This is a genomic window from Actinomadura hibisca NBRC 15177, assembly GCF_001552635.1.
GTDB lineage: Bacteria > Actinomycetota > Actinomycetes > Streptosporangiales > Streptosporangiaceae > Spirillospora > Spirillospora hibisca.
This window is the reverse complement of record NZ_BCRO01000047.1, coordinates 1-25,530: the sequence shown is the minus strand read 5'-3', so window position 1 is coordinate 25,530 and position 25,530 is coordinate 1. Positions and strand designations below refer to the sequence as shown.

Here is a 25,530-nt window from a genome sequence, read left to right as displayed (position 1 = left end):
GCCAGGCGAGCCCCCTGGGCCGGGGCTTTGAAACACCGCCTAGTCCAGGTCGAAGTGCAGCAGCCGGTGCCCCTCGATGTGGTGCACGTCGGCGGCGAACCCCGAATGGTGGCTGGCCATCCACACCAGCAGTTCGTGCTGCACCGGCGCGGTGTCCCCCCACATCCCGTAGAAGCGGTGCCGGGTCGCGCAGATGGGCCGCAACGCGCCGGTGAGCACCGCCTGCCAGACCGCCGCCGCCGATCCGGGGTTGCTGCCCGTGTGGTACCGGCTGACGGCGATGACGCCCTGCGCGCGCAGCAGGATCCGGGCCGTCTCGATGCCGGTGCGCAGGTCGTCGTAGGCGCTGTCGGCGGTGAGGTGCACGAACTTGAACCGTTTGGCCTTGGCGGCGCGCAGCGCGGTCCAGTCCGTCGAGGCGAAGTCGGCGGTCTGGTACTCCTCGTCCTCCCCGCAGAACTGGGCCGCGCCGATGAACTCGGAGCCGACCTCCAGCACGTCGCCCTCGCGGCAGCAACTCCCGCACCGCTCAAGGAACCAGGTGGACAGCGCCTCGTCGCCGGTCACCGCCGCCGTCGTGTTGACAAGTGTCACGAGCCCAAGCCCTTCACTCGGTGGCGGAGGCCACGATCATCGTCTTCTCCCCCAGGGTCACGCGCGGCTTCTTCGGCGCGTTCGCCCAAGGGCCGTGTAGGTAGCGCGCCGCCCCGACGACCACGGTCTGGTCGGGGGACGCGTTCATGTGCACCGGCATGTCCAGCCGTTGCGCCAGCAGCGTCGGGAGCCCCGGTAGCAGCGCGCCCCCGCCGGACAGCGCCAGCCCCCGGGTGAGCAACTGCCCGATGAGCTCGGGGTCGCAGGAGGCGCGCAGCTCCTTCAGCTCCACCGCGATCCGGTCCAGGACCGGCGTCATCGCGCCGGTGATCTCCCCGGCCGCGACGGTGTGGACCACCGGCCTGCCGGAGAGCGCGTCCTGCCCGCAGATCGCGACGGGGGTGTACTCGCCCTCGTCGTGCGCGAGCACCGCCGAGTTCAGCCGGACCCGCCCGGCCATCCGGTCGCTGAGCACCATCCGGTACTCCCGCAGCGCCCAGTCGATGACGGCTTGGTCCAGCCGTTCGCCGCCCAGCGGCAGCGTCCGCTGCGCCCAAGCCCGGCCGTGGGCGACGATCGCCATCTCGACGGACCGGCCGCCGAAGTCGGCGACCATCCGCGCCGAGATCCCCGCGTCGTCGCTCTGGTGCCCGAGCCCGGCGGCGAGCCCCTGGTCCACCAGCACGACCTTGCGGGCCCCGGCCTCCTTGACGACCTCCTCCAGGACCCGCCGCTCCATGTTCGCCGCGCCCGCCGGGACCGCCACCGCCACCTGCGGTCGCACCCTCGGCCGCCGCCCGTGCGCGGTGGCGAGCAACCAGCGCACCAGGGCCACGGCGGCGTCGTAGTCGGCCACCGCGCCGTTCTTGATGGGCCGGACCAGCTCGACGTCGCGCCAACCCAGCTCCCCGCCGATCAGGGCGTCGTTCCCGATGGCGAGGACCCGTCCGTTCCGCCGGCTGACCATCACCACCGAGGGGGCGCAGAAATACGAACCCTGTTCCGGCACGAAGATCCGTGCGTGAACTGTTCCCAAATCGACGGCGGTGTCGGTGCGAATGACGGCTGAAAGGAAACCCATATGAGACCTTCGTGCGATCTGTTTCGGCTGCTCTTCGCAAAGTGCCCGGACCCGGGCGGGCGGGAACGCTGCGACGGGCAAAGAGACCGCCATCTCCCCGGCCTGCGGGGTTTCTCGCGACGGCGTGGACGCGCAAAGTAAGGCAGATGTGACCTCGACGCCACTTGAAAAGCGGCGGCCGATAAAAACGATCTTTCACGCGCCGAAATGGATCAAGAAAGGAGCGGCGCGGGTGTCGATCCGGGCGTCCCCCGTTCGCCAGGGAGGCGATGAAGGAGGACGACATGAGTTCACGCGCCGCGGGGCGTCCCGCCCTCGCGCTCGCCGTCACCTGCGTTCCGGCGTTCATGGTCACGCTGGACCTGATGGTGGTCACGGTCGCGCTCAGCACCATCCGCACCTCGCTGGACGCCTCGCTCGACGCGCTCGGCTGGACCGTCAACGCCTACACGCTCGCGTTCGGCGTGCTCATCCCGACCGCCGCCCTGCTGGGCGACCGGCTGGGGCGACGCCGCGTGTTCGGCATCGGGCTCGGGGTGTTCACGCTCGCCTCGGCGGCCTGCGCGCTCGCCCCGACGGCCGGTGCGCTCATCGCCGCGCGGGCCGTGCAGGGGGCCGGGGCCGCGCTGATCACCCCGTTGAGCCTGGCGCTGGTCACGGCGGCCGTGCCGCCGGGGCGGCGGGGCGCGGCCGTGGGCGTCTGGGGCGCGGCGACGGGATCGGCGGTCGCGCTCGGGCCGCTGGTGGGCGGCCTGGTCGTCGCCGGGACGTCCTGGCCCTGGATCTTCTGGGTGAACGTGCCGATCGGCCTGGTCGCGATGGTGCTCGCGCCCCGGCTGCTGGCCGAGAGCCGGGGCGCGCCGCGCGCGGCGGACGTGCCGGGGCTGGTGCTGCTGGCGGCCGGGCTCGCGGCGCTGGTGTGGGGGATCATCCGGGAGGACGCGACGGCCTGGACCGCCGCGTCGATCGTCGGCGGCGTCGTCCTGCTGGGCGCGTTCGCCGTCCGGCAGGCCCGCGCGTCGAGCCCGCTGTTGCCCCGGCACCTGTTCACCGACCGGACGTTCGCCAGCGCCACCGGCACCGTGTTCCTGATGGGGGCGTCGCTGATGGGGGCGGCGTTCCTGGTCCCTCAGTACCTCCAGACGGGCCTGCGCTACTCGGCGCTGGAGGGCGGCGCGCGCATGTTGCCCTGGACGATCATGCCGATGCTGCTGGCCCCCGTGGTGGGACGGCTCGGCGACCGGATCGGCAACCGGCCCCTGATGGTGGCGGGCCTGGTCCTGCAAGGGTCGGCGTTCCTGTGGCTGGCGGCGGTGGCCGGGCCCGCGACCGCGTACGGGACGTTGTTCGCGCCGCTGCTGGTGGCCGGGATCGGCATCGCGCTGGTGTTCCCGGCCGTCTCCAACGCGGTGGTGGGGGCCGTCGCGCCCGCCGATCTCGGGCTGGCGTCGGCCGCCAACGCCACGGCGCGGCAGGTCGGCGGGCTGGTCGGCGTCGCGGTCGCCACGGCGGTGTTCGGGCGCGCGGGCGGGTTCGAGTCGGGGCGGGCGATCGTGGACGGGCTGGCGGCGGCGCTGGTCGTGGTCGCGGCGATCTCGCTGGCGGGCGCGGCGGCGTCGCTGGGCGTGCGCCGTCCCGTCGTCGCTGACCAGGCGGGACGCGAACAGGAGGCGGACGTGTTGAAGCCGGTATGAGCGCTTCATCGGCATCGGTCCGCTTCTCGGTCCTCGACCGCTCGCGCACGCGGGCGGGCGAGGACCCCGCGTCCGCGCTGCGCGCCACGGTGGCGTTCGCGCGGCGGATCGAGGACCTCGGGTACGAGCGGTTCTGGGTCTCCGAGCACCACAGCGTGCCGGGTGTGGCGGGCTCGGCCCCGACGGTGCTGGCGGCGGCCGTGGCGGGGGCGGCCTCGCGCATCCGGGTGGGGACGGGCGGGGTGATGTTGCCCAACCACCGGCCGCTGGTCGTCGCCGAGCAGTTCGGGGTGCTGGAGGCGCTGTATCCGGGGCGGATCGACATGGGCCTCGGGCGGTCGCTGGGCTTCACCGGGGGCGTCCGGCAGGCGCTCGGGGTGACCGACGCCGAGGACTTCCCGGAACGGGTGCGCGAGTTGCTCGGCTATTTCGGGGGCGGCCAGGACGGCGTGCACGCCTGGCCCGCCGAGGGCTTGCGCGTCCCGGCGTTCCTGCTGGCCACGGGGGCGGGCGCGGGGTTGGCGGCGGAACTGGGCCTGCCGCTGGTCATCGCGCCCGCCCGGGGCGAGGCCCGGATGATCGAGGCGATCGAGCGGTACCGCGCGGGGTTCCGGGGCGAGCGGCCCTACGTGGTGGTGTCCGAGGCCGTCGTGGTGGCGGACTCGGCGCGCGAGGCGCGGCGGCTGCTGATGCCGGAGGCATGGTCCAACACCTACGCGCGGACGCGGGGGGACTTCCCGGCGCTGGTGCCGCCGGAGGAGATCGACACCATCGAGATGGCGGCGCGCGAGCGGCGGATCTTCGAGGAGTCGATGGCGGGGCAGATCGCGGGGACGGAGGACGAGGTGGCCGAGGCGCTGGAGGGGTTGATCGAGCGGACGGGGGCGGACGAGGTGCTCGTTCATACGAGCACGTACGACCGGGAGGCGCGGCTGGAGTCGCACCGGAGGCTGGCTCGGCTGGTGGGGCTTTCGGCGGGGGCGCTGCGGGCGGTGGGCTGAGGCCAGGACGGCGCCGCCGCCGGTGCGGTGCCCTCGCCTGGGGGCGAGAACACCGCACCGGCGGCGGCGGTAGAAAGCGGCAGTAGAGAGATGGGTGCGACGCGCCTCGCGGCGGCAGTAGAGAGAAGCTAGGGCAGCTTTCGGTCGGCCGGGCCGTCGTAGTGGTCGGGGCCCTGCATCTCCAGGGACAGCGGCTGCACCATGTCCGAGTTCGCCGACGCGCGCCAGCCCTTCTCGCGCGTCACCTCCTCGATCGAGTGCGCGCACAACGACAACGAGCGGCACACGATGAACATCGCCTTGAGCTGCAACGGCTCGTAGCCCATGTCCAGGCCCACGCAGCCCATCGAGCCCGGCCCGTTGATCCACACGCGGCGGCCGAAGACGTCCTCGGTGGCGTCCTCCATCGCCCGCGCGATCGTCACGTACCGGCCCGTGATGCCCAGCTCGTCGGCCAGGCCCAGCAGGCGTTCGGTGCGCGGGTCGCGGATGTGCTGGGCGTGGTGGAATCCGGGCATCCGCTCGCGGCGCTCGCGCATCTCCGCGACCACCTTCGCGGCGGCCTCGGTGTCGGACAGGCCGTCGCGGTCGGCGCGCTCGGCGACGGCGCGGAACAGGTCCGCCGGGCGGTCGGCGGTGCCGTGCAGCCGGCCGATGCCCGCCACGCCCGCCGCCACCGCCGCGTTCAGCTCCGCGCCCCCGGAGGTCGCGAACCGCACGGTGGCCGACGACGGGGACATGGCGTGCTCGGCCATGTTCACCATGATCGCCTCAGTCATCCTCCCGACCTCGGGCGTGGGCAGCTCGCCGCGCAGCACCAGGTGGAAGTGCTCGGCGAACGAGATGTTGCCCGTCAACTCGTTCACGTCGTACCCGCGCACGACGATGCGGTCCTTGTTCTTCCAGGCGATCCCGGTCTCCCAGGCGAACGGCTTCTTCTCGCTCACTTCTCGCTCTTCCTTTCGGGGAAATACACGCAGTCGGGGTCCAGGACCTCGCGCAGCAGCGTCAGTTCGTCAGTGGTGGGCGGGGCGACCTCGGCCAGCACGTCGGCGGCCTCGACGGCGAAGCCCGTCTCGGCGCGCACGGCCGCCAGCGTCGCGCCGGGCATGAGGGCCGTCACCGCGAGCGCGGAGTCGGCGGCCTCCATCACGCACAGGTCAGTGATGACCTTGACCTCCAGCGGCGGCAGGCCCGCGGCCTTGCGCGCCCCCGGGCCGTCCAGGAAGCCGGGGCTGGTGACGTGGTCGCAACGTTCGGGGAAGCGCCGCCGCTCGTGGTCGGTGAGGATCACGACCTTGCGGCAGTGGCTCGCGATGTCGTTCGCGCCGCCGCTGCCGGGCAGGCGCTTGCCCGCCACCCGGGTCGAGTTGATGTTGGCGTACCGGTCGATCTGCGCGCCGCCGAGGAACCCGGTGTGCACCAGGCCGCGCTGCACCATGCCGCCGAGCGCCTCGTACAACGAGCCGTGCCGCGACGCCCCGTGCATCAGGCGCGGGTCCACCACCGACACCGGGGTGGGCACGACCTTGGGGAACACCACGCCCGACTCGATCACCAGCCGGGCCCCCGGCGCGTGGGTGCGCTGGGCCAGGGTCGCCGCCAGCAGCGGCAGCCCGGTCCCGACGATCACCACGTCGCCGTCGGCGATCTGCCGCGCGCCCTCGACCGCCAGGATCTCCCGGGGGAACGGGATCACGTGTACCTCCGCATGGACTCGGTCAGCTCGGCCCGCCGCACGCCGCCCGGGTCGGCGCGCTCCAGGAAGGCGTCGAAGGTCTCCGGCTCCAGCACGTGCCGGGCCAGCCAGGACGCGTAGGCGTCGTCGCCCCGGCGCGCCAGCGCCTGGTACTCCTTGATCTCCGCCTCCGCGAAGTCGTAGCGCCGGTACACCGACGTCGGGTAGGCGCCGAACGGCTGGCGCACCACCGCCGACACGTACGCGCCCGAGATCGTGACCTCCTCGGGGCGGGCGTTCAGCTCCCCGTCGGGGACGATCTCCTCCACCGACACGATCGTGGTCGCCGAGGCCCGCACCATGTCCACCTCGTGGCTGGTCACGCCCTCGACGACGACGTTGCCGGACGGGTCGGCGCGGTGCGCGTGGATCAGCGACACGTCGGGGGCGAGCGCCTTCATCAGCACCACCGGGCCGCCGCCCCACGGGTCGTCCACGATCCGCGCGAGGCCCGCCTCGGCGAGGCCCGCCAGCACGTCGGAGCCGAGCAGGCTGCGCGTCGGCAGGAACGGCACGCCGTTGGCCCCGGCGGCGAAGCGCGTGGCCATCGCCAGGTGGCTGTGGTCGCGCACGTCCACGGCCCCGGCCTCGACCGCGCGCCGCCAGGAGAACAACGTCCCGTAACGTTCCAGGTTGCCCGAACCCTGCTCGGTGCGGACCACCAGCCCGGCCGCGACCAGGACGTCCAGCGGCAACGACAGGTTGCAGCCGACCACCGTCAGGTCGCCGACGCCCTGCCGCGCCACCTCGTGCACCAGCGCCATCGGGCAGCGGTTGATGTTCTGCCCGCCCATGCCGACGACCGCGCCCGGCGTGACGAACGCGCGCACTGCCTCCTCGGCGGTCAGCACCTTCGAGTCCGTCAGTAGCTGATGCACGCCGACCGCCACTCGGTGTAGAAGTCCCAGACCTGCGGCGAGCACTCCGGCGGGCCGAACTGCGACAACTTCGCGCCCATGTGCGGCAGGTGCGCGTACGCGCCGACGCCGGGCCGGTTGACGTGCAACATCCCCGCCTCGAAGCGGTCCAGCGCCTCGAACGCCTTGGCCATGTCGCGGGTGAAGATGGTGCCGGACATGCCGTACTTGACGGAGTTCGAGATGCGCATGGCGTCGTCGAACCCGTCGCAGTCGATCACCGACAGGACGGGGCCGAACACCTCCTCCTGCGCCAGCTCGCTGTCCCACGGCACGTCGCGCAACACCGTGGGCTGTACGTAGTAACCGTCGGGCAGGCCCTCGGTCGCCCGGCCGCCGCCGATGGCGACCTTGGCCCCGGCCTCCTGCGCGCCCGCGATGGCGTCCAGGCAGGCGGTCAGGCGCTGCTCGTTGACGACCGGGCAGATGTCCGTGCCCGGCTTCAGCTCCGCCACGGCGGCGACCAGCTTCTCCAGGAACGCCTCCTTGACCTTCACGTCCACGATGACGCGGGAGGTCGCGCTGCACCGCTGCCCGGCCTGGCCGTACGCGCCGTGCACGACCGCCTTGACGGCCTTGTCGAGATCGGCGTCCTCCAGCACCAGCACCGCGTTCTTGCCGCCAAGTTCAAGCTGGGTGCGCAGCAGCCGTCCCGCGCCCGCCTCCTGGATCTTCAACCCGACCGGCAACGAGCCGGTGAAGCTGATCCCGGCGACCTTCGGGTTGGCCGTCAGCGCCTCACCCGCGGCGATGTCGCCCTGCACCAGGTTCAGCACGCCCGCCGGGACGCCCGCGTCCGCGAACACCTCGGTCAGCAGCGCGGCGCTGAGCGGGGTGAACGGCGACGGCTTGAACACCGCCGCGCACCCGGCCACCAGCGCCGGGGCCACCTTCCACATCGGGATCGCCAGCGGGAAGTTCCACGGCGTGACCAGCCCGACGACGCCGAGCGGGGCGCGGAAGGTGTAGGCCAGCGTGCGCGGCTCCTCGGCGGGGGTCGTCACGCCGTTCAGGCGGCGCGCCTCCCCGGCCGTGAAGTCGATGATCGCCAGCGCGCGCTTGACCTCGCCGCGCGCCTCGCTCAGCAACTTGCCCTGCTCGCGGGAGATCGCGGCGGCGAAGTCCTCGGCGCGCTCCTCGATGAGCCGCTCGGCCGTGCGCAGGTGCTCGGCGCGCTTGAGCGGGCCGAGCGCCTTCCACGCGGGGAACGCGGCGGCGGCCGCGTCCACGGCGGTGTCGACGTCGAGGCCGCCCGACTCGGCGAAGTCGCCGATCCGGTCGGAGATGTCGGCGGGATTGATGTTGGGCCGGGTCCGCCCGCTCTCCGGGGGCCGCCATTCACCGCCTATGTAATTCAGCCCGTACCGGCCGGCGGAATGCCCGCGCGCATTGCTGGTTGCCATGGCGTCAGCCTCTCCCGGCGGCTTCCCCGCCACAATGGGGTCTTCGCGATGGGGGTCATAGAGCACCGCTATATGGCCGCACCACCTCTCTGACCAGCGGAAACCTCAGGTAAAGGCATGGGGACCGGCCGGTTACGGCCGTGTTGCCGCCAATTCACCAGCCCAGGTCAAGGGCCATGCGATCGGTGCTGCCTATAAGGGCCATAGCCATATCCCGGTGGCGGGTCGCAATGGCGGGGGTTAGACATGCCCCAACCCCATGCGGCACCGCTGGGTCCCCCGCCGGTCCGACAGATCGAGAGGCGAGACAATGAGAACTCCCCGTAGGCTGGCCGCCGCGGCGGCGGCGATGGCCGGGCTGGTCGGCCTGGCCGGCTGCGGCGGTTCCGACGGCACCGTCGGCGGCTTCGACTGGAAGGCCGCCCCCGACACCTCGAAGATCGCCGCGCAGGGCAAGGACCTGCCCACCTACGGCCTGGCCCCCGACTGGGCGAACTACGGCGGGCTCGTCAAGGCGTTCTGCGCCAAGCACGGCGGCACCTGTACGCACAAGGACACCGACATGTCCTCGGCCGACGAGATCCAGAAGTTCGACGCCGAGCAGAACAACCCCGTCGGCACCGCCAGCGACATCGGCCTGATGTGGGGGCCGGTCGCCGAGGCCAAGGGCGTCGTGCCGCCGTACACGCCGCCGTCGGCCGGCAAGCTGAAGGACTGGCAGAAGGCCGCCGGGGGCGGCTGGGTCGCCACGTTCGTGGGCGCGCCCGCGTTCGTGGTGAACACCGGCAAGGTGAAGAACCCGCCCCGGACCTGGCGGGACCTGCTGAAGCCCGAGTACAAGGGGCTGATCGCCACCAAGAACCCGGCGTCGTCGGGCACCGGACAGGCGATGGTCGTGGCGGCTGCGGTCGCGAACGGTGGCGGCGTCGGCAACCTTGCGCCCGGCTTCGACTTCTTCGCCAAGCTCAAGAAGGCGGGCAACCTGTCCGACGCGAAGATGAGCGAAGAGACCCTGGAGAAGGGCGAAGCGCCCATCCAGGTCAACTACGACTTCAACGGCATCGCGCAGAAGAAGGAGCTGGGCGCCAAGGGCGTCAAGCTGGAGGTCATCGTCCCCTCCGACGGCTCGATCTGGGCCCCCTCCGGCCTGATGATCAACAAGTACAACACCGCCAAGGGCGACTTCCTCAAGGCGTTCCTCGACTACGTGCTGACCGACGAGGGCCAGCTGTTGTTCGCCGAGTCCGGCGCGCACCCGGTCCGCGCCATCAACGGCGACCTACAGGTCCCGGCCGACCGCAAGAAGAACTGGCTGCCCGACGCTGCCTACCAGGCCGTCAAGGAGATCGAGTACTCCAAGATCAACCCGGAGGAGATCGTGAAGGAGTGGGAAGCGAAGGTCGTCGCGTGAGCGGCCGTGTACCCCCGGGAGGAGCGGTTTGACCTCCCCCGCCCCCTCGCGGGCCGTGGCCGAGGGCGCGCTGCCCGACCGCGCGCCCCGGCCCCGCGCCGCGTCCCGTCCCTCCCCGCTCCCCCGCTTCGGCCGCCTGGTCGCCGACTGGCTGCCCGCGCTGCCGCTGCTGGCGTTCGCGCTGCTGCTCCTGGTGCTCCCGGCCGCCCGCCTGCTGAACGACACCTTCGCGCTGCGCGCCGGGGGCTACGGCCTCGGCAACGTCCAGAAGGTCATCGACAACCCGGTGGACCGCGAGGCGATCCGCAACTCGCTCTCGCTGGGCGCGTTGCAGGCGACGTTGTCGGCGCTGTTCGGCGTCCCGGCCGCCTGGCTGATCTCGCGGATGCGGGTGGCCGGGCGCGCGACGTGGCTGGCGCTGATGAACGTGGCCGCCAACTTCGCCGGGATCGGCCTGGCGTTCGCGATGGTCGCGCTGATCGGCTCCACCGGGATGCTGACCCACCTGCTCGGGGTGTCCTTCCCGGCGACCTCGTCGTTCGGCGGCGTCAACATCGCCTACCTGTACTTCAACGTCCCGATGTTCGTGCTGCTGACGCTGCCCGCGATGGCGGTGCTGCGCGACGACTGGTGGGAGGCCGCGCAGGTCTGCCACGCGACGCGGTGGCAGTTCTGGCGGCGCATCGGCGTGCCGGTGCTGGCGCCCTTCACCGCCGCCGGATGGCTGCTGATCTTCACGTGGACGATCGGGATCTACGCCGTCACCTACGCGCTGGCGTCCGGGCCGCAGAGCGTCAAGCTGATCACGTTGCAGATCGGCTCGACGCTGGAGTCGTCGGTGTTCGGCCTGGAGCGCGCGGCGGTGTTGTCGGTGCTGCTGATGATCCTGGCGGTGGTGTCCACGGTGTTGTACCGGCTGGCGATCCGGCGCGCCACGAGGTGGTTGTGATGACGCGGCACCGGCTCGGCTCGCGGGCCTTCCTGCTCCTGCTGGCGGCCTACTTCGCGCTGCCGCTGCTGGCGGCGTTCCTCTACTCGGTCGCGACGCGGTGGGGCGACAGCGCCCTGCCCAGCGGCTACACGCTCGCGCACTGGACGTCGGTGTTCACCCGGCCCGAGGTGTCGGGCGCGCTCGGCCGGTCGTTGGTGTTGTCGGCGGTGGCGCTGGCGATCGACATCGTGCTGGTGGTGCCCGCCGCGTACTGGTCGGTGGTGCGCAACCCGCGGATCGGGTCGGTGGTGCAGACCGTCGCGGTGATCCCGTTCGCGATCCCGTGGGTGGTGGTCGGGGCGGGCCTGCAACTGGTCGTCAAGGACACCTTCCCGGCGCTGTTCGGGTCGTTCTGGCTGCTGGCGGCGGCCACGGCGGCGATCGCGTTCCCGTTCCTGTACTGGGCGGTGGAGAACTCGCTGCTGGCCGCCGACGCCGCCCGGCTCAGCGAGGCCGCCGCGACCTGCGGGGCGCACCCGATGACGGCGTTGGTCCGGGTGATCCTCCCGGCGATCCGGGGCGGCATCGTGTCGGGGTCGCTGCTGGTGGTGGCGACGGCGATGAACGAGTTCGCGCTCGCCAAGATCCTGACCGGCACCCGGTACGAGACGTTGCCGCTGTGGGCGGCGCGCCAGTTCACCTCGCGCACCGGCAACGACCCCAACGCGCTCGCGGTGATCACGATCTTCACGTTCGGGCTGCTGTTCGCCCTGTCGGCGCTGGTGGTGTGGCTGGGCCGCGGCAGGGCGACCGCCTCCACGATGGCGCTGACCCGTACGACCGAGAAGGGCTGAGGAGCTTTCGATGGCACATGTGGTCCTGGAGGGCCTCACCAAGCGGTACGGCTCGCACGTGGCGCTGGACGCGGTGGACGTGTCGGTGGCCAAGGGCGAGATGCTGGCGCTGCTCGGCCCGTCCGGCTGCGGCAAGACCACGCTGCTGCGCTGCATCGCCGGGCTGAACGAGGCCGACGGCGGGACGATCTCCATCGGCGGTGCCGACGTGACGCGGCTGGCGGCGCGCAAGCGGCCGATCGGGATGGTGTTCCAGTCGTACGCGCTGTTCCCGAACCTGTCGGCGGCGGGGAACATCGCGTTCCCGCTGACGGTGCGGCGGCGGCCGAAGCAGGAGATCGCGGCCCGCGTCGAGGAGCTGCTCGCGCTCGTGGGGCTGGAGTCGTACGGCGACCGGCTGCCCAACCAGCTGTCGGGCGGGCAGCAGCAGCGCGTCGCGCTGGCCCGCGCGCTCGCGCCCGACCCGGAGGTGCTGCTGCTGGACGAACCGCTGTCGGCGCTGGACGCGCAGGTGCGCACGCGGCTGCGCGACGAGGTGCGGCGCATCCAGCACCAGGTGGGCATCACGACGGTGTTCGTCACCCACGACCAGTCGGAGGCGCTGGCGATCTCCGACCGGGTCGCGGTGATGAACAGCGGCCGGATCGAGCAGTGCGCGCCGCCGCCGGAGATCTACGCGGCGCCCGCGACGCGGTTCGCGGCCGGGTTCGTCGGCAACCGCAACACGCTGGAGCTGGAGGCGGCGGGCGGGCGCGTGGCGTGGGGCGGGGCGTTCGAGGTGGCGTCCCCGGCGGACGGGCGGGCGTTGTGCCTGTTCCGTCCCGAGGACGTGGAGGTCACGGCGGACGGGCCGGGCCTCGCCGCCACGGTCGACGTGAAGGTGTTCCTGGGCGCGGTGACGCGCGTGTACGCGACGGCCGAGGGCACCACGGTGTTCGCCGACGTCCCCTCGCGCGCGGCCACCTCGCTGGAGGAGGGGCAGCAGGTCAGGGTGCGGGTCGCGCCCGACTGCGTGCAGGTCTTCCCCGCCTGACCGGATCGGGGTCGCCGCCCCTTTTGCCTACCGATCAGTAGTTTGGGGCGGCGCGCACCGGTTAGATTCGCTGCCATGCGGCGACTCGTGCTTGTGGTCATGGCGGTGTGCCTCGTGCTGGCGGGATGCAGCGACACCGAGAGGGGCGGCGGCGAGCCCAAGAAGAAGGCCGACGGCAAGCGCCCGGCGACGGTGGCGGGCATCCCGACCTCCACCGGCACGCACAAGCAGAAACTGGACGTCAACACGCCCGGCCACCGCGAGTACCTGCTGCACGTCCCGCCCAAGCTGACCAAGGGCAAGTGGCGCGACGGCAAGCCCGCCGCCAAGCTGCCGCTGGTGCTGGCGCTGCACGGCGGCCTGGCCAACATGACGCAGATGCAGAAGCTGACGGGCTTCGACCAGATCGCCGACGACCACGGCTTCCTGGTCGCCTACCCCGACGGCTTCATGACCACCTGGAACGCCGGGGACTGCTGCGGCGCGGCCAAGATGGGCAACATCAAGGACGTCGACTTCCTGTCCAGGCTGATCGACAAGATCACCGATGCGGGGCTCGCCGACCCGTCCCGCGTCTACGTGACCGGCTTCTCCAACGGCGCGGGCATGGCCTACCGGATGGCGTGCGAGCGGCCGGACAAGGTGGCGGCGATCGGCGTCGTCGAAGGGGCCCTGGTCACCGGCTGCGACCCCGAGCGCCCCGTCTCGGCGATGATCTTCCATGGAACCGCCGACCGCAACGTTCCGTTCAACGGTGGGGGCAAGCGCGACATCAACGACGACCGTCCGTTCCCGCCGGTGTCCAAGGCCGTGGACTTCTGGCGCGAGAAGGGCGGCCTGCCCGCCCCCAAGGAGAAGGTGAACGCGCTCAGCGCCGCCGGCGGCCAGTGCACGGCGACCGGCAAGAAGGACGGCGTCGAGGTGACCTTCTGCAAGATCGAGGGCGGCACGCACCGCTGGCCGGCCGGTGCCAGCAAGGCGATCTGGGAGTTCTTCCGGTCACACCCGCGCCCCTGACGGATGTGAATGCTTTTCACATTCGCCGTTTTTGTGGCAGTCTGGCAGGCATGAACCTCCGGGAACGCTACGACGCCGCCACCGCCGACCTCGAAGCCCCCTTCGCGGTCGTGGACCTGCGGGCGTTCCGCGCCAACGCCGCCGCGCTGGTGGCCCGCGCGGCGGGCAAGCCCATCCGCGTCGCCAGCAAGTCGGTGCGCTGCCGGGCGCTCCTGGAGGAGGTCCTGGCCATGGACGGCTTCGCCGGGGTGATGGCCTTCACCCTGCCCGAGGCCCTGTGGCTGGCCGGACACCGCGTCAGCGACGACATCCTGGTCGCCTACCCGACCGCCGACCGTACCGCGATCGCCGCCCTGGCCGCCGACGAGCACGCCGCCTCCGTGATCACCCTGATGGTGGACGACCCCGCCCACCTGGACCTGATCGAGGAGGCGTCCGGCGGCCGTCCCGTCCGGGTGTGCATCGACGTGGACGCGTCCTACCGGGTGCTGGGCGGCCGGGTGCGCTTCGGCCCGCGCCGTTCTCCCTTGCACACGGCCGCCGAGGTGCGCGCGTTCGCCGAGCAGGTCGTGAAGCGCCCGGCGTTCACCCTCGTGGGGCTGATGGCGTACGAGGGCCAGATCGCGGGCGTCGGCGACCGCCCGCCGGGCAAGCCCGCGATGGCGCGCGCGATCCGGACGATGCAGCAGCGCTCCCGGATGGAACTGGCCCGCCGCCGCGCCGCGATCGTGAAGGCCGTGCGCGAGCTGACCGAACTGGAGTTCGTCAACGGCGGCGGCACGGGCTCGATCGAGAAGACGGTGGCCGAGCGCGCCGTAACCGAAGTAGCCGCAGGCTCGGGCCTGTACCAGCCGCACCTGTTCGACTACTACTCGAACTTCACCGGCCGCCCCGCCGCCCTGTTCGCGCTCCCGGTCGTCCGCCGACCGGCCCCGGGCGTGGCGACCTGCCTGGGCGGCGGCTACCTGGCGTCGGGCCCCGCCGACCAGATCCGCCTCCCGCAGCCCTACCTGCCCGCGGGCCTGTCCTACGACGCCAACGAGGGCGCGGGCGAGGTGCAGACCCCGCTGCTGGGCGAGGCCGCCGACCTGCTGTCGATAGGCGACCGCGTATGGTTCCGCCACACGAAGGCAGGCGAGCTGTGCGAACGCTTCGCCGCCCTGCACCTGATCGAAGACGACAGCCTCACCGCGACGGTCCCGACCTACCGAGGCGAAGGCCAGACCTTCCTGTAGCCCCGCGAACTGTCAGAGGCACCGGTTACGTTGCCGACATGACCGCTGAACCGTTCGGCGTACCGTCCACCGGGACGCGCCTGCACTACATGCCGGGGTCCGGACATGGGTGATCGGGGCGGGGCGGCGTCTATGTTGTCTGGTATGAGCGACGCTCCCGTGATCAGCGTTCGTGGTGAGGCCGTGCTGGAGGCCGAGCCGGAGATCGCCAGGCTGTCGGTGCACGTCCAGTCCCAGGAGAGCGACCGGCGGCGGGCGCTCGACCGGCTCGTCGAGCGCAACCGGCGGGCGCTGGAGCTCGTCGAGGGGTTGGGCGAGGCCGTCGAGAAGGTGGAGACCGGTGGGATCTCCATCACACCGCTGCTGCGCTACCGGCGGCGCGAGGGCGACATCCGGGCCTACCAGGGCACCGCGTGGATCAAGGTCGTGGTGCGCGACTTCACCGTGCTCGGCGAGCTGATCACGCGGCTCGGGGACCTGGAGCGCACCGCCGTGCACGGGCCCGACTGGGCGTTGCGGCACGACAGCCCCGTCTACAACGAGGCCGCCACCCGGGCCGCGCACGAGGCCGTCGCGCGGGCCCGCGGGTACGCCGAGGCGCTGGGCGCGCGGCTCACCGGGCTCGTCGAGCTGTCCGACGAGGGGCTCGGCCGCGCCGACGAGCCCGCCATGCTCATGGCCCGCAGTGCCGGGTTCGCCGAGGCCGCCGAGGAGCCCGAGGCGATCGACCTCCAGCCCGCCACCCAGACCGTGCGCGCCGCCGTCGAGGCGCGCTTCACGATCACGGCCCCGGCGTTGTGACGGGCGACCCCTGCGCCGAGCGCGGCCCCGGCCTCGGACCCGGCGAGCACGGGCTCGACGTGTTCCTGACCGGGCAGGTCTTCATGGACATGATCTTCACGGGGCTGCCCGGCCTGCCGCCGCCCGGCACCGAGCTGGTCACCGACGGGCTCGGCTCCGCGCCCGGCGGCGTCGCCAACATCGCCGTCGCCATGAGCCGGCTCGGGCTGCGCGTCGGGCTCGCCGCCCCCTTCGGCGACGACCTGTTCGGCTCCTACCTGTGGCGCACGCTGGCCGAGCAGGAGGAGGTCGACCTGCGCTGGTCGCGGCGCATCGCCGGCTGGTCCTCGCCGGTGACCGTCTCGCTGGCCCACGACGCCGACCGCGCCATGGTCACCTACACCCGGCCGCCGCCCGGCGAGGAGCCGGTGACCGCGCCGCCCCGGGCGTCGAGCTGCTTCGTCGACATCGACCGGAACGTTCCCGACTGGGCGCTGGCGCTGCGCCGCGGCGGGTCGCTGGTCTTCGCCGACCTCGGCTGGGACCCCACCGAGACCTGGTCCACCGACGTCCTCGACCGGCTGGAGCACGTGGACGTCTTCCTGCCCAACGCCGTGGAGGCCATGGCCTACACGCGCACCGCCACCCCCGAGGCCGCCCTGGACGCGCTGGCCGAGCGCGTCCCCGTCGTCGTGGTCAAGCAGGGCGCGCAGGGGGCCATCGCGGTCGACGCGCGGACCGGCGAGCGCGCCTCCGCCCCCGCCCTGCCCGTCGAGGCCCTCGACCCGACCGGCGCGGGCGACGTGTTCGCCGCCGGATTCGTCTTCGGCACCCTGAGCGGCTGGTCGCTGGAGCAGCGGCTGCGCTTCGCCAACCTGGTCGCCGGGTTGTCGGTGCGGCACCGCAGCGGCTCGCTGGGCGCGCCCTGCTGGGGCGAGATCGCCGCGTTCGGCGAGGGCGGCGAGGTGCCGCCCGAGGTGCTGGAGCAGTACGCCTTCGTCGTGCCGCACATCCCCCGGACCGAACTCGACCGCGGGGCCGACTCCGTCGCCCGCGCCGAGCCCACCCTGCGCTAGGAGGAACGCCGTGAAGATCGCGATCATCGGGGCCGGCAGCGGCTACATGCCCGGCGTCGTCCGGGGCGTGCTGCACCGGGCCGCCGACCTGGCCGGGGCCGAGCTGGCCTGCTACGACATCGACGCCGGGCACCTGGACGTCATGACCCGGCTGGCCCGCAACATGTTCGCCGCGCGCGGGGCCGACATCACGGTGGAGACGCACACCGAACTGAAGGCCGCGCTCGACGGCGCGGACTACGTCTTCACCACCTTCCGCCCCGGCGGCCTGCGCGGGCGGCACCTGGACGAGTCCATCCCGCTCAGGCACGGCGTCGTCGGCCAGGAGACCGCCGGGCCCGGCGGCTTCCTGATGGCGCTGCGGTCGGTGCCGGTGCTGCTGGACATCGCCGCCCACACCCCGCCGGACGCCTGGATCGTCAACTACACCAACCCGACCAACATCGTCACCGACGCCGTCGCCCGCCACACCGGCGCGCGCATCATCGGGCTCTGCGACCAGCACGTCGGCGACACCGAGATGTGGGCCGAGCTGCTCGGCCTGCCCTTCGAGCGCCTGGAGGCCGACTGGATCGGCCTCAACCACGCCACCTGGGCCGAACGCCTGCGCCTGGACGGCCGCGAACTCGACCTGCCCGCGCTCCTGGACGGCCTGGAGATCCCCGGCGGCGGCGCGACCCCCTGGCGCGACCCGTCCCGCATGGCCGAACTCGCCCAGGCCCTCGGCTTCCTGCCCAACTCCTACGCCAAGTACTACTTCTTCCACGACGAGGTCGTGGGCGAGCTGCGCGAGAAGGGCACCACCCGCGCCGAGGACATCGAGGCCATGCTGCCCGCCTACTACGCGCAGGTCACCGCCGAGTCGGTCAAGGCCGACCCCGATCCCAGCCGCGAGCGCGGCGGCGGCGAGCACGGCGAGTTCGCGGTCGACACCATCTGCGCCCTGCACCGCGACGAGGGCCGCCGCATGATCGTCAACACCCGCAACAACGGCGCGATCGCCTCCCTGGAGGACGACGCGATCGTGGAGGTTCCCGCCCTGGTCGGCCGCTCCGGGCCGGTGCCGCTCACCATGGACGCGCTCCCCCGCCCCGTGCGCGGGCTCACCCAGGCGATCCACGAGTACGAGCGGCTCGCCGCCGACGCCGCTGTCACCGGCGACCGGCCGACCGCGCTCCAGGCCCTGATGGCGCACCCGTTCGTCCGCAGCAAGCACACCGCCGAGAAGATCCTTGACGAGGGACTGGCCGCGCACCGCGAGCACCTGCCCCAGTTCCGCTGAACACCGGCGGCCCGGCCGGACGTACTGCCCGGCGTGGGAGCCACCGACTGCGCCTACCGTCTCGACCTCGGCGCCTACGCCCTCGGCGGCCTGCCCGGCGCCGAGGCCGCCGCGCTGCGCGCGCACCTGCCCCGCTGCCCGCCGTGCCGCACCGAACTGGCCGCCTTCGGAAAAGTGACCGCCGCGCTCGGCCGCACACGCCAAAGCGCCGGTCCCCCAGGGAGGACCGGCGCTTGGTGGCGCGTCAACGGCGCTTGCGCCGCCAGAGGACCAGCATCGTCAACGTGACGGCGACGGCCGCGCCGACCAGCACGACACGCTGGTCCAGCTCGCCCGGCTCCCCGTTCTCGTCCGGAACGGTCACCATCGTCCGCACCGTCTGGACGACCTGGTCGGTCTCCTGCTTCAACCGCGCACGCCCCCGATCGGCGACGTTGCGCGGGTTGACCCGGTCCGCCAGCTCGTCGATCGTGCGCGCCAGCTCCTGGCGGGTGCGCTCGATCTCCCGCTCAAGCGCCTCCGGGTCGCGGGACGTGTCAGCCATGCCGTGTTCCTATCGCTCAGCGACGCATGATCCCCACAGTCTGTCAGGTCTGCGCGATACGCGCCCGCGGCACCCCAGCCGGTACGGTGGAGGCGTCCACGAAACGAAAGGCGGAACTGGTGTCCGAGCGTCTGCGGCCCGGCGACATCGCGCCGGAATTCGAGCTTCCCGACGCCGACGGCGCCCCCGTCTCCCTGGCGTCGCTGCGCGGTAAGCGCGTCATCCTCTACTTCTACCCGGCGGCCATGACGCCCGGGTGCACCAAGGAGTCGGTCGACTTCCAGGGCAGCCTTCCCGACCTTGAGCAGGCCGGGGTCACCATCGTGGGGATCTCGCCCGACAAGCCCGAGAAGCTCGCCAAGTTCCGCGAGAAGGAGGGCCTGACCTTCCCGCTGCTGTCGGACCCCGACACCAAGGTCCTCCAGGCGTACGGGGCCTACGGCGAGAAGAAGTTGTACGGCAAGGTCGTCGTCGGCGTCATCCGCTCCACCTTCGTCATCGACGCCGAGGGCAAGATCGAGCAGGCCTACTACAACGTGAAGGCCACCGGGCACGTCGAGCGGCTGCGCCGCGACCTCACCCTCTAGCGCAGCAGGCGGCCCAGGGTCGCGACGCCCTCGGCGATCTCGCCCGGCGCGCTCGCCGCGTAGCCGAGCACCAGGCCGGGGCGGCCCGGTCGCTGCCGGTGCCACGACAGCGGCTGCGCCTTGACGCCCTTCGCCAGGGCCGCCGCCGCCAGGTCGCGGTCCGGCATCCCGGCGTCGAAGGTCACCGTCAGGTGCAGCCCGGCCGCCGCGCCGTGCACGACCGCGCCGGGCAGGTGCGCGCGGATCGCCGCGATCATCGTGTCGCGGCGGTGCCGGTGGCGGCCCCGCACCATCCGCAGGTGGCGTTCCAGCCGTCCCGACCGCATCAGCTCGGCCAGCACGAGTTGCGGCAGGATCGCGTTGCCCAGGTCGGCGTACCGCTTGGCCGCCACCAGCGCCTCCTGGTAGCGGGACGGCACCAGCACCCAGCCGACGCGCAGCGCGGGCGCCAGCAGCTTGGACACGCTGCCCGCGTAGCAGACGTGCTCGGCCAGCAGCGCCCGCAGCGCCGCCACGGGCGGCCGGTCGTAGCGGTGCTCGGCGTCGTAGTCGTCCTCGATGATCAGGCCGCCGTCCTCGGCCCAGCCCATCAGCTCGCGCCGCCGCTCCCCGCCCAGCACCACGCCCATGGGGAACTGGTGCGCCGGGGTGAGCAGCACCGCCGGGGCGCCGGAGGCGCGCAGCGCGTCCACCCGGACGCCCTGGTCGTCCACCGGCACCGGCGGGGTGGCCATGCCGCCGTCGCGCAGGTGCTGGCGCACGCCGAGCGAGCCCGGGTCCTCGACGGCGACCGCGTCGATCCCGCCGGCGTGCAGCACCCGCGTCAGCAGGGCGAGCGCCTGCGCGGTCCCGGCGACGATCACCACCTCGTCGGGGGACGCCCGGATGCCCCGGTTGCGGGCCAGCCAGTCGGCGACCTCGGCGCGCAGGGCCGGGGCCCCGCGCGGGTCGCCGTACCCGAAGCCCGACGACGGCAGCTCGGCCAGCACCGTCCGCTCGGCCCGCATCCAGGCGGCCCGGGGGAACGCCGCCAGTTCCGGCACGCCGGGCGTCAGGTCGATCCGGCTCGGCGTATGGCGCAGGGCGTCGAACACCGCCGAGTCGGGCTCGTTCTCGAACAGCTCATCCGTCTCGGCGCGCACCTGCCGATCGCCGGGGTTCGAACGCGCGTCCGCCGGTAGCGGGGCCGCCACCACGACCGTTCCCGCGCGTCCCCGGCCCTCGATGTGGCCGTCCTCGGCCAGCCGCTGGTACGCCTCGGTCACCACGCCCCGCGACACCCGCAGGTCCGCCGCCAGCACCCGCGTCGCCGGGAGCTTCGACCCCACCGGCAGCGCCCCGCCGGAGATCGCCAGCCGCAGCCGCCCGGTCAGCCAGTCCGCCAGGCCGCCCGGCGGGGCCTCGGCCACGTTGAGCTGGAGGAAATCCGACCCCGACGTTATGGACCGCTCGCTCGCGTCGCCATTGGACCTGTGCATCGGGCCATTGTCCACCCCACAGTGGTTGACCGTGGCACAGTCAACGTCTCCCGTACACATCCAGCACTCCCCCGCCCTCTGGGCGGAGCACCCCGATCTCGCCGCGGGCGCGGTCTTCGCGGGGCGCATCACCCCGGACGCCGACGTCGAGCAGCGCGTCGCCGCCTACTACGCCCGCGCCCAGGAGCGTCTCGACGCCGGGCCCGCGACCGGCTTCCCCGAGATCCAGGCGTGGCGGCGCACCTTCGCCAAGATGGGCCTCAAGCCCACGCAGTACCGGTGCGCCAGCGAGGCCCTGCTGCGCCGCTTCGCCAAGGAAGGGGCGCTGCCGAGCATCCACCCGGTGATCGACCTGTGCAACGCGATCTCGCTGGCCTACGCCGTCCCGGTCGGGGTGTTCGACGTCGCCGCCGTCGCCGGGGGCCTGGAGGTCCGGCACGCGACGGGCGCGGAGGAGTACCTGACCTTCGGCGGCGAGATCGAGCGTCCCGAGCCGGGCGAGGTCATCTTCGCCGACGAGGCGGGCCGCGCGCACGCCCGCCGCTGGACCAACCGGCAGAGCGGACGCTCGGCCGTGCGGCCCGGCACGGCGGCGGTGCTGGTGGTCACCGAGGCCCTGCACGAGACCGCTCAGGCCGACGTCGCCGAGCTCACCAAGACGCTCGCGGAGGAGCTGGGGGCCGTCTGGTCCGGCCCGCTGGACAGCGCGCTGCTGAGCGCGTCGATGCCCCGGTTCGAGTGCGGACGGGGGGACTTGAACCCCCACGGTGTTTCCACCAATAGGACCTAAACCTATCGCGTATGCCTAATTTCGCCACGTCCGCCGGTTTGCCCCGATTCCTCAGGGTGTCGCTGATCAGCTTACACAGACCGGCGGACCGTGCCGTGAGACGTGCCGGAGCGCGCCGCACGGTGCTCCCCACCATCTGAAAAAATGGGCCTCGGCGTTCCGGCGGCGGCGGCCTAGGCTGGACGGGCGCGCTCGTCGCGAAGGCGGGCGCAGGCACCGGAAACCGACGCAGGCGGGACCCACCGTGAGCCAGTCGTTCTCCCATCGCGTGCTCCCGTACGGCGACGTCGACGAGTTCCTGGCCGGAGCCGTGCCCTTCCTAACGGAGGGCGTGGCGGCCGGGGACCGGGTCGTCGCGGTCACGGGACTCGGCAGCGAGGTCACCCTCCGAGAGGCGCTGGGCGCGCGCGCCGAGCGGGTCGAGTTCGTCGAGGCCGACCGCTGGTACGCCCACCCCTCGCGCACCCTCGCCGACTGCCTGGCCGACGCCGGCGCGGCCGACGGCAGAGGCCGCAGGCTGCGGCTGCTCGGCGAGCCCGCCTGGACCGGCCGCCCGCCGCTCGAAGTCCTGGAGTGGCAGCGCGCCGAGTCCCTGGTGAACGTGGCGTTCGCCGGGACGGGCGCGCAGCTGCTGTGCCCCTACTCCCGCGCCCTGCCCGCCGGGGTGGTCGCGTCCTCGCGCAAGACCCACCCCGAGACGGTGCGCGGCCGCACCGTCCTGCCCAACCCCGGGTTCGTCGACCCGTGGGACTACAACGCCGCCTGCGACCGGGACGCGCTGCCCCCGCCGCCGCCCGGGGCCGAGGAGATGGAGGTCCGCCAGCCCGACCTGTACTGGCTGCGGTTGTGGGTCTCCGACTTCGCGCAGCTCACCCCGCTGCCGGAGGAGGACGTGCAACGGCTGCTCGTCGCGGTGACCGAGGTGGTCACCAACGCGATGCGGCACGGCGAACCACCGGTCGTGCTGCGCATGTGGGTGGAGCCCGGCGAGCTGGTGTGCGAGGTCGGCGACGCCGGGAGCTGGCGGGGCGGCCCCGACGTCGGGCTGGTCCCGCCGCACGCGGGCGTGGGGCGCTTCGGCCTGTGGGCCGTGCGGCTGCTGTGCTCGCTGGTCCAGATCCGCACCGGCGAGGGGACGACGGTGCGGATGCGGCTGCGGTTGCCGGCGGTCCCTTCCGGAACACCGGTCCACAGCAACACAGCGTGAGGGACTCCGTGCAATGGGCTTCCAAAAACGCGCAGGCGGCGTACCCTGGTCGAATCCGCATCCACCCCGATGGGCAGGACATGGAACCCAACTGGTTGTTCGCCAAACGACCCGTCAGTGAGGTCCGCCCCGGTGATCATGCCTGGCTGGCCTACTCGGGGCCCGAGGAGCGCGACCGCGTGATCGGCACGTTCGTGGCCGGGGCGCTGCGCTCGGAGGAGAAGGTCGTCTACGTCACCGACGAGCCCGCCGAGCGCCTGCCGGGCCTCGGCCCCCGCACCCGGCTCGACCTGTGCGCGCTGACCGAGCGCCGCCAGCTGCGGGTGATCTCGCACGAGCACGCCTGCCTGGACGCCCGCGGCCGCTTCGATCCCGACCGCATGTTGCGGGTCTGGGAGCGGGAGGTCGCCGAGGCGTTCGACCAGGGCTTCCGCGCGGTGCGCCTCACCACCGACCACAGCTGGCTGCTGGAGGCGCACGGCGCGGCGGCCGACCTGCACCAGATGCTGGGCTGCGAGCACCAGGTCGGCGACGCGGTCTCGCCCAGCACGATGGCGATGGCCATCTGCCAGGTCGACCGGCACGCCTGCGCGCCCGACCGGCTGGCCGCGCTGCGCGACACCCACGAGGTCCTGGTCGAGGTCGACCCCGAGTTCGACGACGGCGTCCTGCGGATCACCCGCACCTTCGAGCCGCACGGCCTGCGCATCGAGGGCGAGCTGGACGCCGCCCGGCACGGGGTGTTCGCCCAGGAGCTGGCGCAGGTGTCGCGGCCCGGCCGCCGCGTCCACCTCGACCTGTCGTGGCTGGGCTTCATCGACCTGGGCGGGCTGCACTTGCTGGCCGAGCACGCCGCCGAGCGCACCACGGCCGAGGCCCTGGTGCTGGACAACCTGCAGACGGACGTGAAGAACGTGATCGAGATGGTGGGCTGGCACCGGCTGCCGGGCCTGGCCCGAGGCCGGGACCGGGCTCCCGGGACGGAAGGCGTTTTCTGATGGCGTTGGAGCACAGAGCGTTCCTGTACGGCGGCACCGAGGAGTTCCTCGCGGTGGCGGTGCCGTTCCTGCGGGCCGGCATGGAGGCCGGGCAGGCGGCCGTGGCGGTGGTGCGGCAGCCGAACTTCGACGCGCTGCGCGACGTGCTGGCCCCCTACGCCGAGCAGATCGACTTCTTCGACTCGGCGGAGTTCTACCTGCACCCGGTCCGCACGCTGAAGCTGTACCAGGAGCTGGTGAACGAGAAGCGGCCCCGCCGCGTGTACGCGCTGGCCGAGCCGGTGTGGGAGGGCCACCAGCCGCGCGAGACGCTGGAGTGGGCCCGCTACGAGTCGCTGATCAACGAGGTGTTCAAGGACTCGGACGCGCGGGCGCTCTGCCCCTACGACCGCCGGTCCCTGGACCCCGCGATCCTCGACTTCGCGCAGCGCACCCACCCGGTCCTGACCGACGGCCGCATCGACCTGGAGAACCCGCGCTACGTGACGCCGCCGGTGTTCGGCGCGGGCTGCGACGTGGTGCGCCGGTTCGACCGGCGGCCCCCCGACGCCGAGTACCTGGCGATCGACGGCGAGGACCTGCACAGGCTGCGGCTGTTCGTCAGCGAGCGCGCCATCGCGCACGGCCTGTCCGACCAGACCGTCCAGAACCTGGTCACCGCCGCCAACGAGGTCGCGGCCAACGCGCTCCAGCACGGCATCCCGCCGATGGGGGTGTGGGTGTGGCGCGACGGCCCCGAGCTGGTCTGCGAGATCGGCGACCACGGCTACTGGCGGCCCCACCCGCTGACCGGGTTCATCCCGCCGGAGTCGGCGCTGGTGCGCGGCTTCGGGCTGTGGACGGTGCGGCTGCTGGTGGACCTGATGGAGCTGCGGGCCGGCTGGGACGGCACGTTCGTCCGGCTGCACGTCAGCGGGTGACGCGCCGAGCCGCGCGCCGCTAGCCGGTGGACGACGCCATGGACCCGCCCTGGTCGGTGACGCGGCCGGTGGGTGAGCTGCGCCCGGGTGACCACGGCTGGCTGCCCTACGCCAACGGCGAGGAGCAGCGGCACGTGGTGGGCTCGTTCGTCGGCGACGGGCTGGCCTGGGGCCACAAGGTGATCTTCCTGGCGGGTGAGGACGTGCCCGCGCCCGCGCCGCCGCCGGGCCCCGACCGCGGGCTGCTGACCGTGCTGCCGGTGGACCGGGCGCGCGGGCCCGGCGGCCACGTCGACGCCCGCTCGGTGATGGAGGCGCTGGCCAAGGAGATCACGCGGGCCGAGGAGCAGGGCCACACCACGATCCGGGTGACCGCCGACATGACGTGGGCGGTGCGCCGCCCGGCGGGCCTGGAGCAGCTGCTGCGCTGCGAGCGGCACATCGAGCGGGCGATCGGCCCGTCCACGTCGGTGGCGGCGATCTGCCAGTTCGACCGGCGCCGGTGCGGGCCGGGCGAGCTGGCGGCGCTGGCCGGAACGCACGCGGTGCGGGTGCTGCCCGACCCGGAGTTCGCCGACCCGGTGCTGGAGATCGTGCGGACGTTCCAGCCGTGCGGGCTGGCGCTGCGCGGCGAGCTGGACGCCTTCCGGCACCGGGTGCTGGACGAGGCGCTGGCGCAACTGCTGCCGGTGTCGCAGGGCCGGGAGGTGCACCTCGACCTGGCGGAGCTGGCGTTCATCGACCTGGGCGCGCTGAACATGCTGGCCGACCTGGTGCGCACCGGCCGGGGCCCGCTGGTGCTGGACCGGATGCGGCCGCGGCTGGTCGCGGTGGTGGAGACCGTCGGCTGGCACCGCCTGCCGGGCCTGCGCCTCGGCGGGTGACCTAGGGCCTGTCTCAAAGACCTCAGCCGTCGCGCGAGTGCCTAACTGTCCTGGCGGGGCAAGGCCGAAGGCGAG

The 25,530-nt window shown here is 72.9% G+C and carries 25 protein-coding genes, 1 tRNA gene and 1 pseudogene; 18 read left to right on the top strand and 9 right to left on the bottom strand.

From position 1 onward, the window contains the following. Positions 1-39: 39 nt before the first annotated feature. Both AH6_RS23110 and AH6_RS23105 read right to left on the bottom strand, forming a co-directional pair. Positions 40-594 carry a hypothetical protein gene (locus AH6_RS23110; RefSeq protein ID WP_157431644.1) on the bottom strand — a complete coding sequence of 185 codons (555 nt, stop codon included), beginning with the start codon at positions 592-594 and terminating at the stop codon, positions 40-42. A gap of 13 nt (positions 595-607) precedes the next feature. After that, a complete protein-coding gene (locus tag AH6_RS23105) occupies positions 608-1,675 on the bottom strand; it encodes a rod shape-determining protein (RefSeq protein WP_169807894.1) in 1,068 nt (355 codons plus the stop codon). Positions 1,676-1,959: 284 nt separating this feature from the next. Between AH6_RS23105 and AH6_RS23100 the strand changes: the two genes are divergently transcribed. Further along, positions 1,960-3,369, top strand: coding sequence for a DHA2 family efflux MFS transporter permease subunit (locus tag AH6_RS23100; protein ID WP_083983362.1), 1,410 nt, complete (start codon positions 1,960-1,962; stop codon positions 3,367-3,369). Further along, complete coding sequence (locus AH6_RS23095; RefSeq protein ID WP_067483267.1) at positions 3,366-4,370, top strand: MsnO8 family LLM class oxidoreductase; 1,005 nt, start codon at positions 3,366-3,368, stop codon at positions 4,368-4,370. The genes AH6_RS23100 and AH6_RS23095 overlap by 4 nt, the downstream gene beginning before the upstream one ends. 128 nt (positions 4,371-4,498) lie before the next feature. On the opposite strand, the gene AH6_RS23090 is transcribed toward AH6_RS23095, so the two are convergent. The 4 genes from AH6_RS23090 to AH6_RS23075 are packed head-to-tail and all read right to left on the bottom strand — an operon-like array spanning position 4,499 to position 8,428. Further along, positions 4,499-5,317, bottom strand: coding sequence for a citrate/2-methylcitrate synthase (locus tag AH6_RS23090; protein ID WP_067483265.1), 819 nt, complete (start codon positions 5,315-5,317; stop codon positions 4,499-4,501). After that, the gene (locus AH6_RS23085) at positions 5,314-6,069 is read right to left on the bottom strand and encodes a CoA-transferase subunit beta (RefSeq protein ID WP_083983360.1); all 756 of its coding nucleotides are present in this window, start codon (positions 6,067-6,069) and stop codon (positions 5,314-5,316) included. Before AH6_RS23085 ends, AH6_RS23090 begins: the two co-directional genes overlap by 4 nt. Further along, complete coding sequence (locus AH6_RS23080) at positions 6,066-6,986, bottom strand: CoA transferase subunit A (RefSeq protein ID WP_218005912.1); 921 nt, start codon at positions 6,984-6,986, stop codon at positions 6,066-6,068. Before AH6_RS23080 ends, AH6_RS23085 begins: the two co-directional genes overlap by 4 nt. Beyond that, on the bottom strand, positions 6,971-8,428 hold the full coding sequence (locus tag AH6_RS23075) for an aldehyde dehydrogenase family protein (RefSeq protein WP_067483261.1): 1,458 nt from the start codon (positions 8,426-8,428) through the stop codon (positions 6,971-6,973). Before AH6_RS23075 ends, AH6_RS23080 begins: the two co-directional genes overlap by 16 nt. Positions 8,429-8,738: 310 nt before the next feature. Between AH6_RS23075 and AH6_RS23070 the strand changes: the two genes are divergently transcribed. The 10 genes from AH6_RS23070 to AH6_RS46735 all read left to right on the top strand — a co-directional run bounded on the left by AH6_RS23070 (position 8,739) and on the right by AH6_RS46735 (position 18,335). Beyond that, positions 8,739-9,839, top strand: a complete 1,101-nt coding sequence (locus AH6_RS23070; RefSeq protein WP_157431643.1) for an ABC transporter substrate-binding protein — start codon at positions 8,739-8,741, stop codon at positions 9,837-9,839. A gap of 28 nt (positions 9,840-9,867) precedes the next feature. Further along, the gene (locus AH6_RS23065; RefSeq protein ID WP_067483257.1) at positions 9,868-10,788 is read left to right on the top strand and encodes an ABC transporter permease subunit; all 921 of its coding nucleotides are present in this window, start codon (positions 9,868-9,870) and stop codon (positions 10,786-10,788) included. Then, positions 10,788-11,624 (top strand): ABC transporter permease, encoded by an 837-nt coding sequence (locus AH6_RS23060; protein WP_067483254.1) that lies wholly within the window; start codon positions 10,788-10,790, stop codon positions 11,622-11,624. Before AH6_RS23065 ends, AH6_RS23060 begins: the two co-directional genes overlap by 1 nt. Before the next feature lie 10 nt (positions 11,625-11,634). After that, on the top strand, positions 11,635-12,657 hold the full coding sequence (locus AH6_RS23055) for an ABC transporter ATP-binding protein (protein ID WP_067483252.1): 1,023 nt from the start codon (positions 11,635-11,637) through the stop codon (positions 12,655-12,657). 75 nt (positions 12,658-12,732) lie between these two features. Next, entirely contained in the window at positions 12,733-13,674 is a 942-nt protein-coding gene (locus AH6_RS23050; RefSeq protein ID WP_067483250.1) for a CE1 family esterase, read from the top strand. 50 nt (positions 13,675-13,724) lie between these two features. Further along, entirely contained in the window at positions 13,725-14,909 is a 1,185-nt protein-coding gene (locus tag AH6_RS23045; RefSeq protein ID WP_067483243.1) for an amino acid deaminase/aldolase, read from the top strand. Positions 14,910-15,053: 144 nt separating this feature from the next. Continuing rightward, entirely contained in the window at positions 15,054-15,710 is a 657-nt protein-coding gene (locus AH6_RS23040) for an SIMPL domain-containing protein (RefSeq protein WP_067483240.1), read from the top strand. Next, positions 15,707-16,765: a carbohydrate kinase family protein gene (locus AH6_RS23035; protein ID WP_067483238.1), complete on the top strand. Its 1,059-nt coding sequence runs from the start codon at positions 15,707-15,709 to the stop codon at positions 16,763-16,765. The genes AH6_RS23040 and AH6_RS23035 overlap by 4 nt, the downstream gene beginning before the upstream one ends. 10 nt (positions 16,766-16,775) lie before the next feature. Next, positions 16,776-18,047 (top strand): family 4 glycosyl hydrolase, encoded by a 1,272-nt coding sequence (locus AH6_RS23030; RefSeq protein WP_067483236.1) that lies wholly within the window; start codon positions 16,776-16,778, stop codon positions 18,045-18,047. A gap of 33 nt (positions 18,048-18,080) precedes the next feature. After that, the gene (locus AH6_RS46735; RefSeq protein ID WP_157431642.1) at positions 18,081-18,335 is read left to right on the top strand and encodes an anti-sigma factor; all 255 of its coding nucleotides are present in this window, start codon (positions 18,081-18,083) and stop codon (positions 18,333-18,335) included. Here the strand turns inward: AH6_RS46735 and AH6_RS23025 are convergent. Next, a complete protein-coding gene (locus tag AH6_RS23025) occupies positions 18,292-18,591 on the bottom strand; it encodes a DUF3618 domain-containing protein (protein WP_067483234.1) in 300 nt (99 codons plus the stop codon). The genes AH6_RS46735 and AH6_RS23025 overlap by 44 nt on opposite strands. 119 nt (positions 18,592-18,710) lie before the next feature. Between AH6_RS23025 and bcp the strand changes: the two genes are divergently transcribed. Then, entirely contained in the window at positions 18,711-19,178 is a 468-nt protein-coding gene (gene bcp / locus AH6_RS23020; RefSeq protein ID WP_067483232.1) for a thioredoxin-dependent thiol peroxidase, read from the top strand. Here bcp and pdxR read toward each other — a convergent pair. After that, complete coding sequence (pdxR, locus tag AH6_RS23015) at positions 19,175-20,656, bottom strand: MocR-like pyridoxine biosynthesis transcription factor PdxR (RefSeq protein WP_067483230.1); 1,482 nt, start codon at positions 20,654-20,656, stop codon at positions 19,175-19,177. The two genes, bcp and pdxR, sit on opposite strands and share 4 nt — an antisense overlap. On the opposite strand from pdxR, the pseudogene AH6_RS46955 reads away from it, so the two are divergent. Continuing rightward, positions 20,619-21,224 (top strand): annotated as a pseudogene (locus tag AH6_RS46955) (B3/B4 domain-containing protein); the annotation flags it as partial. The gene pdxR and the pseudogene AH6_RS46955 sit on opposite strands and share 38 nt — an antisense overlap. A gap of 171 nt (positions 21,225-21,395) precedes the next feature. Here the strand turns inward: AH6_RS46955 and AH6_RS23005 are convergent. Beyond that, a tRNA-Leu gene (locus AH6_RS23005) sits at positions 21,396-21,480 on the bottom strand. A gap of 210 nt (positions 21,481-21,690) precedes the next feature. Between AH6_RS23005 and AH6_RS23000 the strand changes: the two genes are divergently transcribed. The 4 genes from AH6_RS23000 (at position 21,691) to AH6_RS22985 (ending at position 25,455) form a co-directional block, all read left to right on the top strand. Then, entirely contained in the window at positions 21,691-22,653 is a 963-nt protein-coding gene (locus AH6_RS23000; RefSeq protein WP_067483228.1) for an anti-sigma factor RsbA family regulatory protein, read from the top strand. An 80-nt stretch (positions 22,654-22,733) separates the two neighbouring features. Beyond that, positions 22,734-23,651, top strand: coding sequence for an MEDS and STAS domain-containing protein (locus AH6_RS22995; RefSeq protein ID WP_067483227.1), 918 nt, complete (start codon positions 22,734-22,736; stop codon positions 23,649-23,651). Then, positions 23,651-24,571 (top strand): anti-sigma factor RsbA family regulatory protein, encoded by a 921-nt coding sequence (locus AH6_RS22990; protein ID WP_067483225.1) that lies wholly within the window; start codon positions 23,651-23,653, stop codon positions 24,569-24,571. The genes AH6_RS22995 and AH6_RS22990 overlap by 1 nt, the downstream gene beginning before the upstream one ends. Before the next feature lie 38 nt (positions 24,572-24,609). After that, the gene (locus AH6_RS22985) at positions 24,610-25,455 is read left to right on the top strand and encodes an MEDS and STAS domain-containing protein (RefSeq protein WP_067483223.1); all 846 of its coding nucleotides are present in this window, start codon (positions 24,610-24,612) and stop codon (positions 25,453-25,455) included. Positions 25,456-25,530 lie beyond the last annotated feature (75 nt).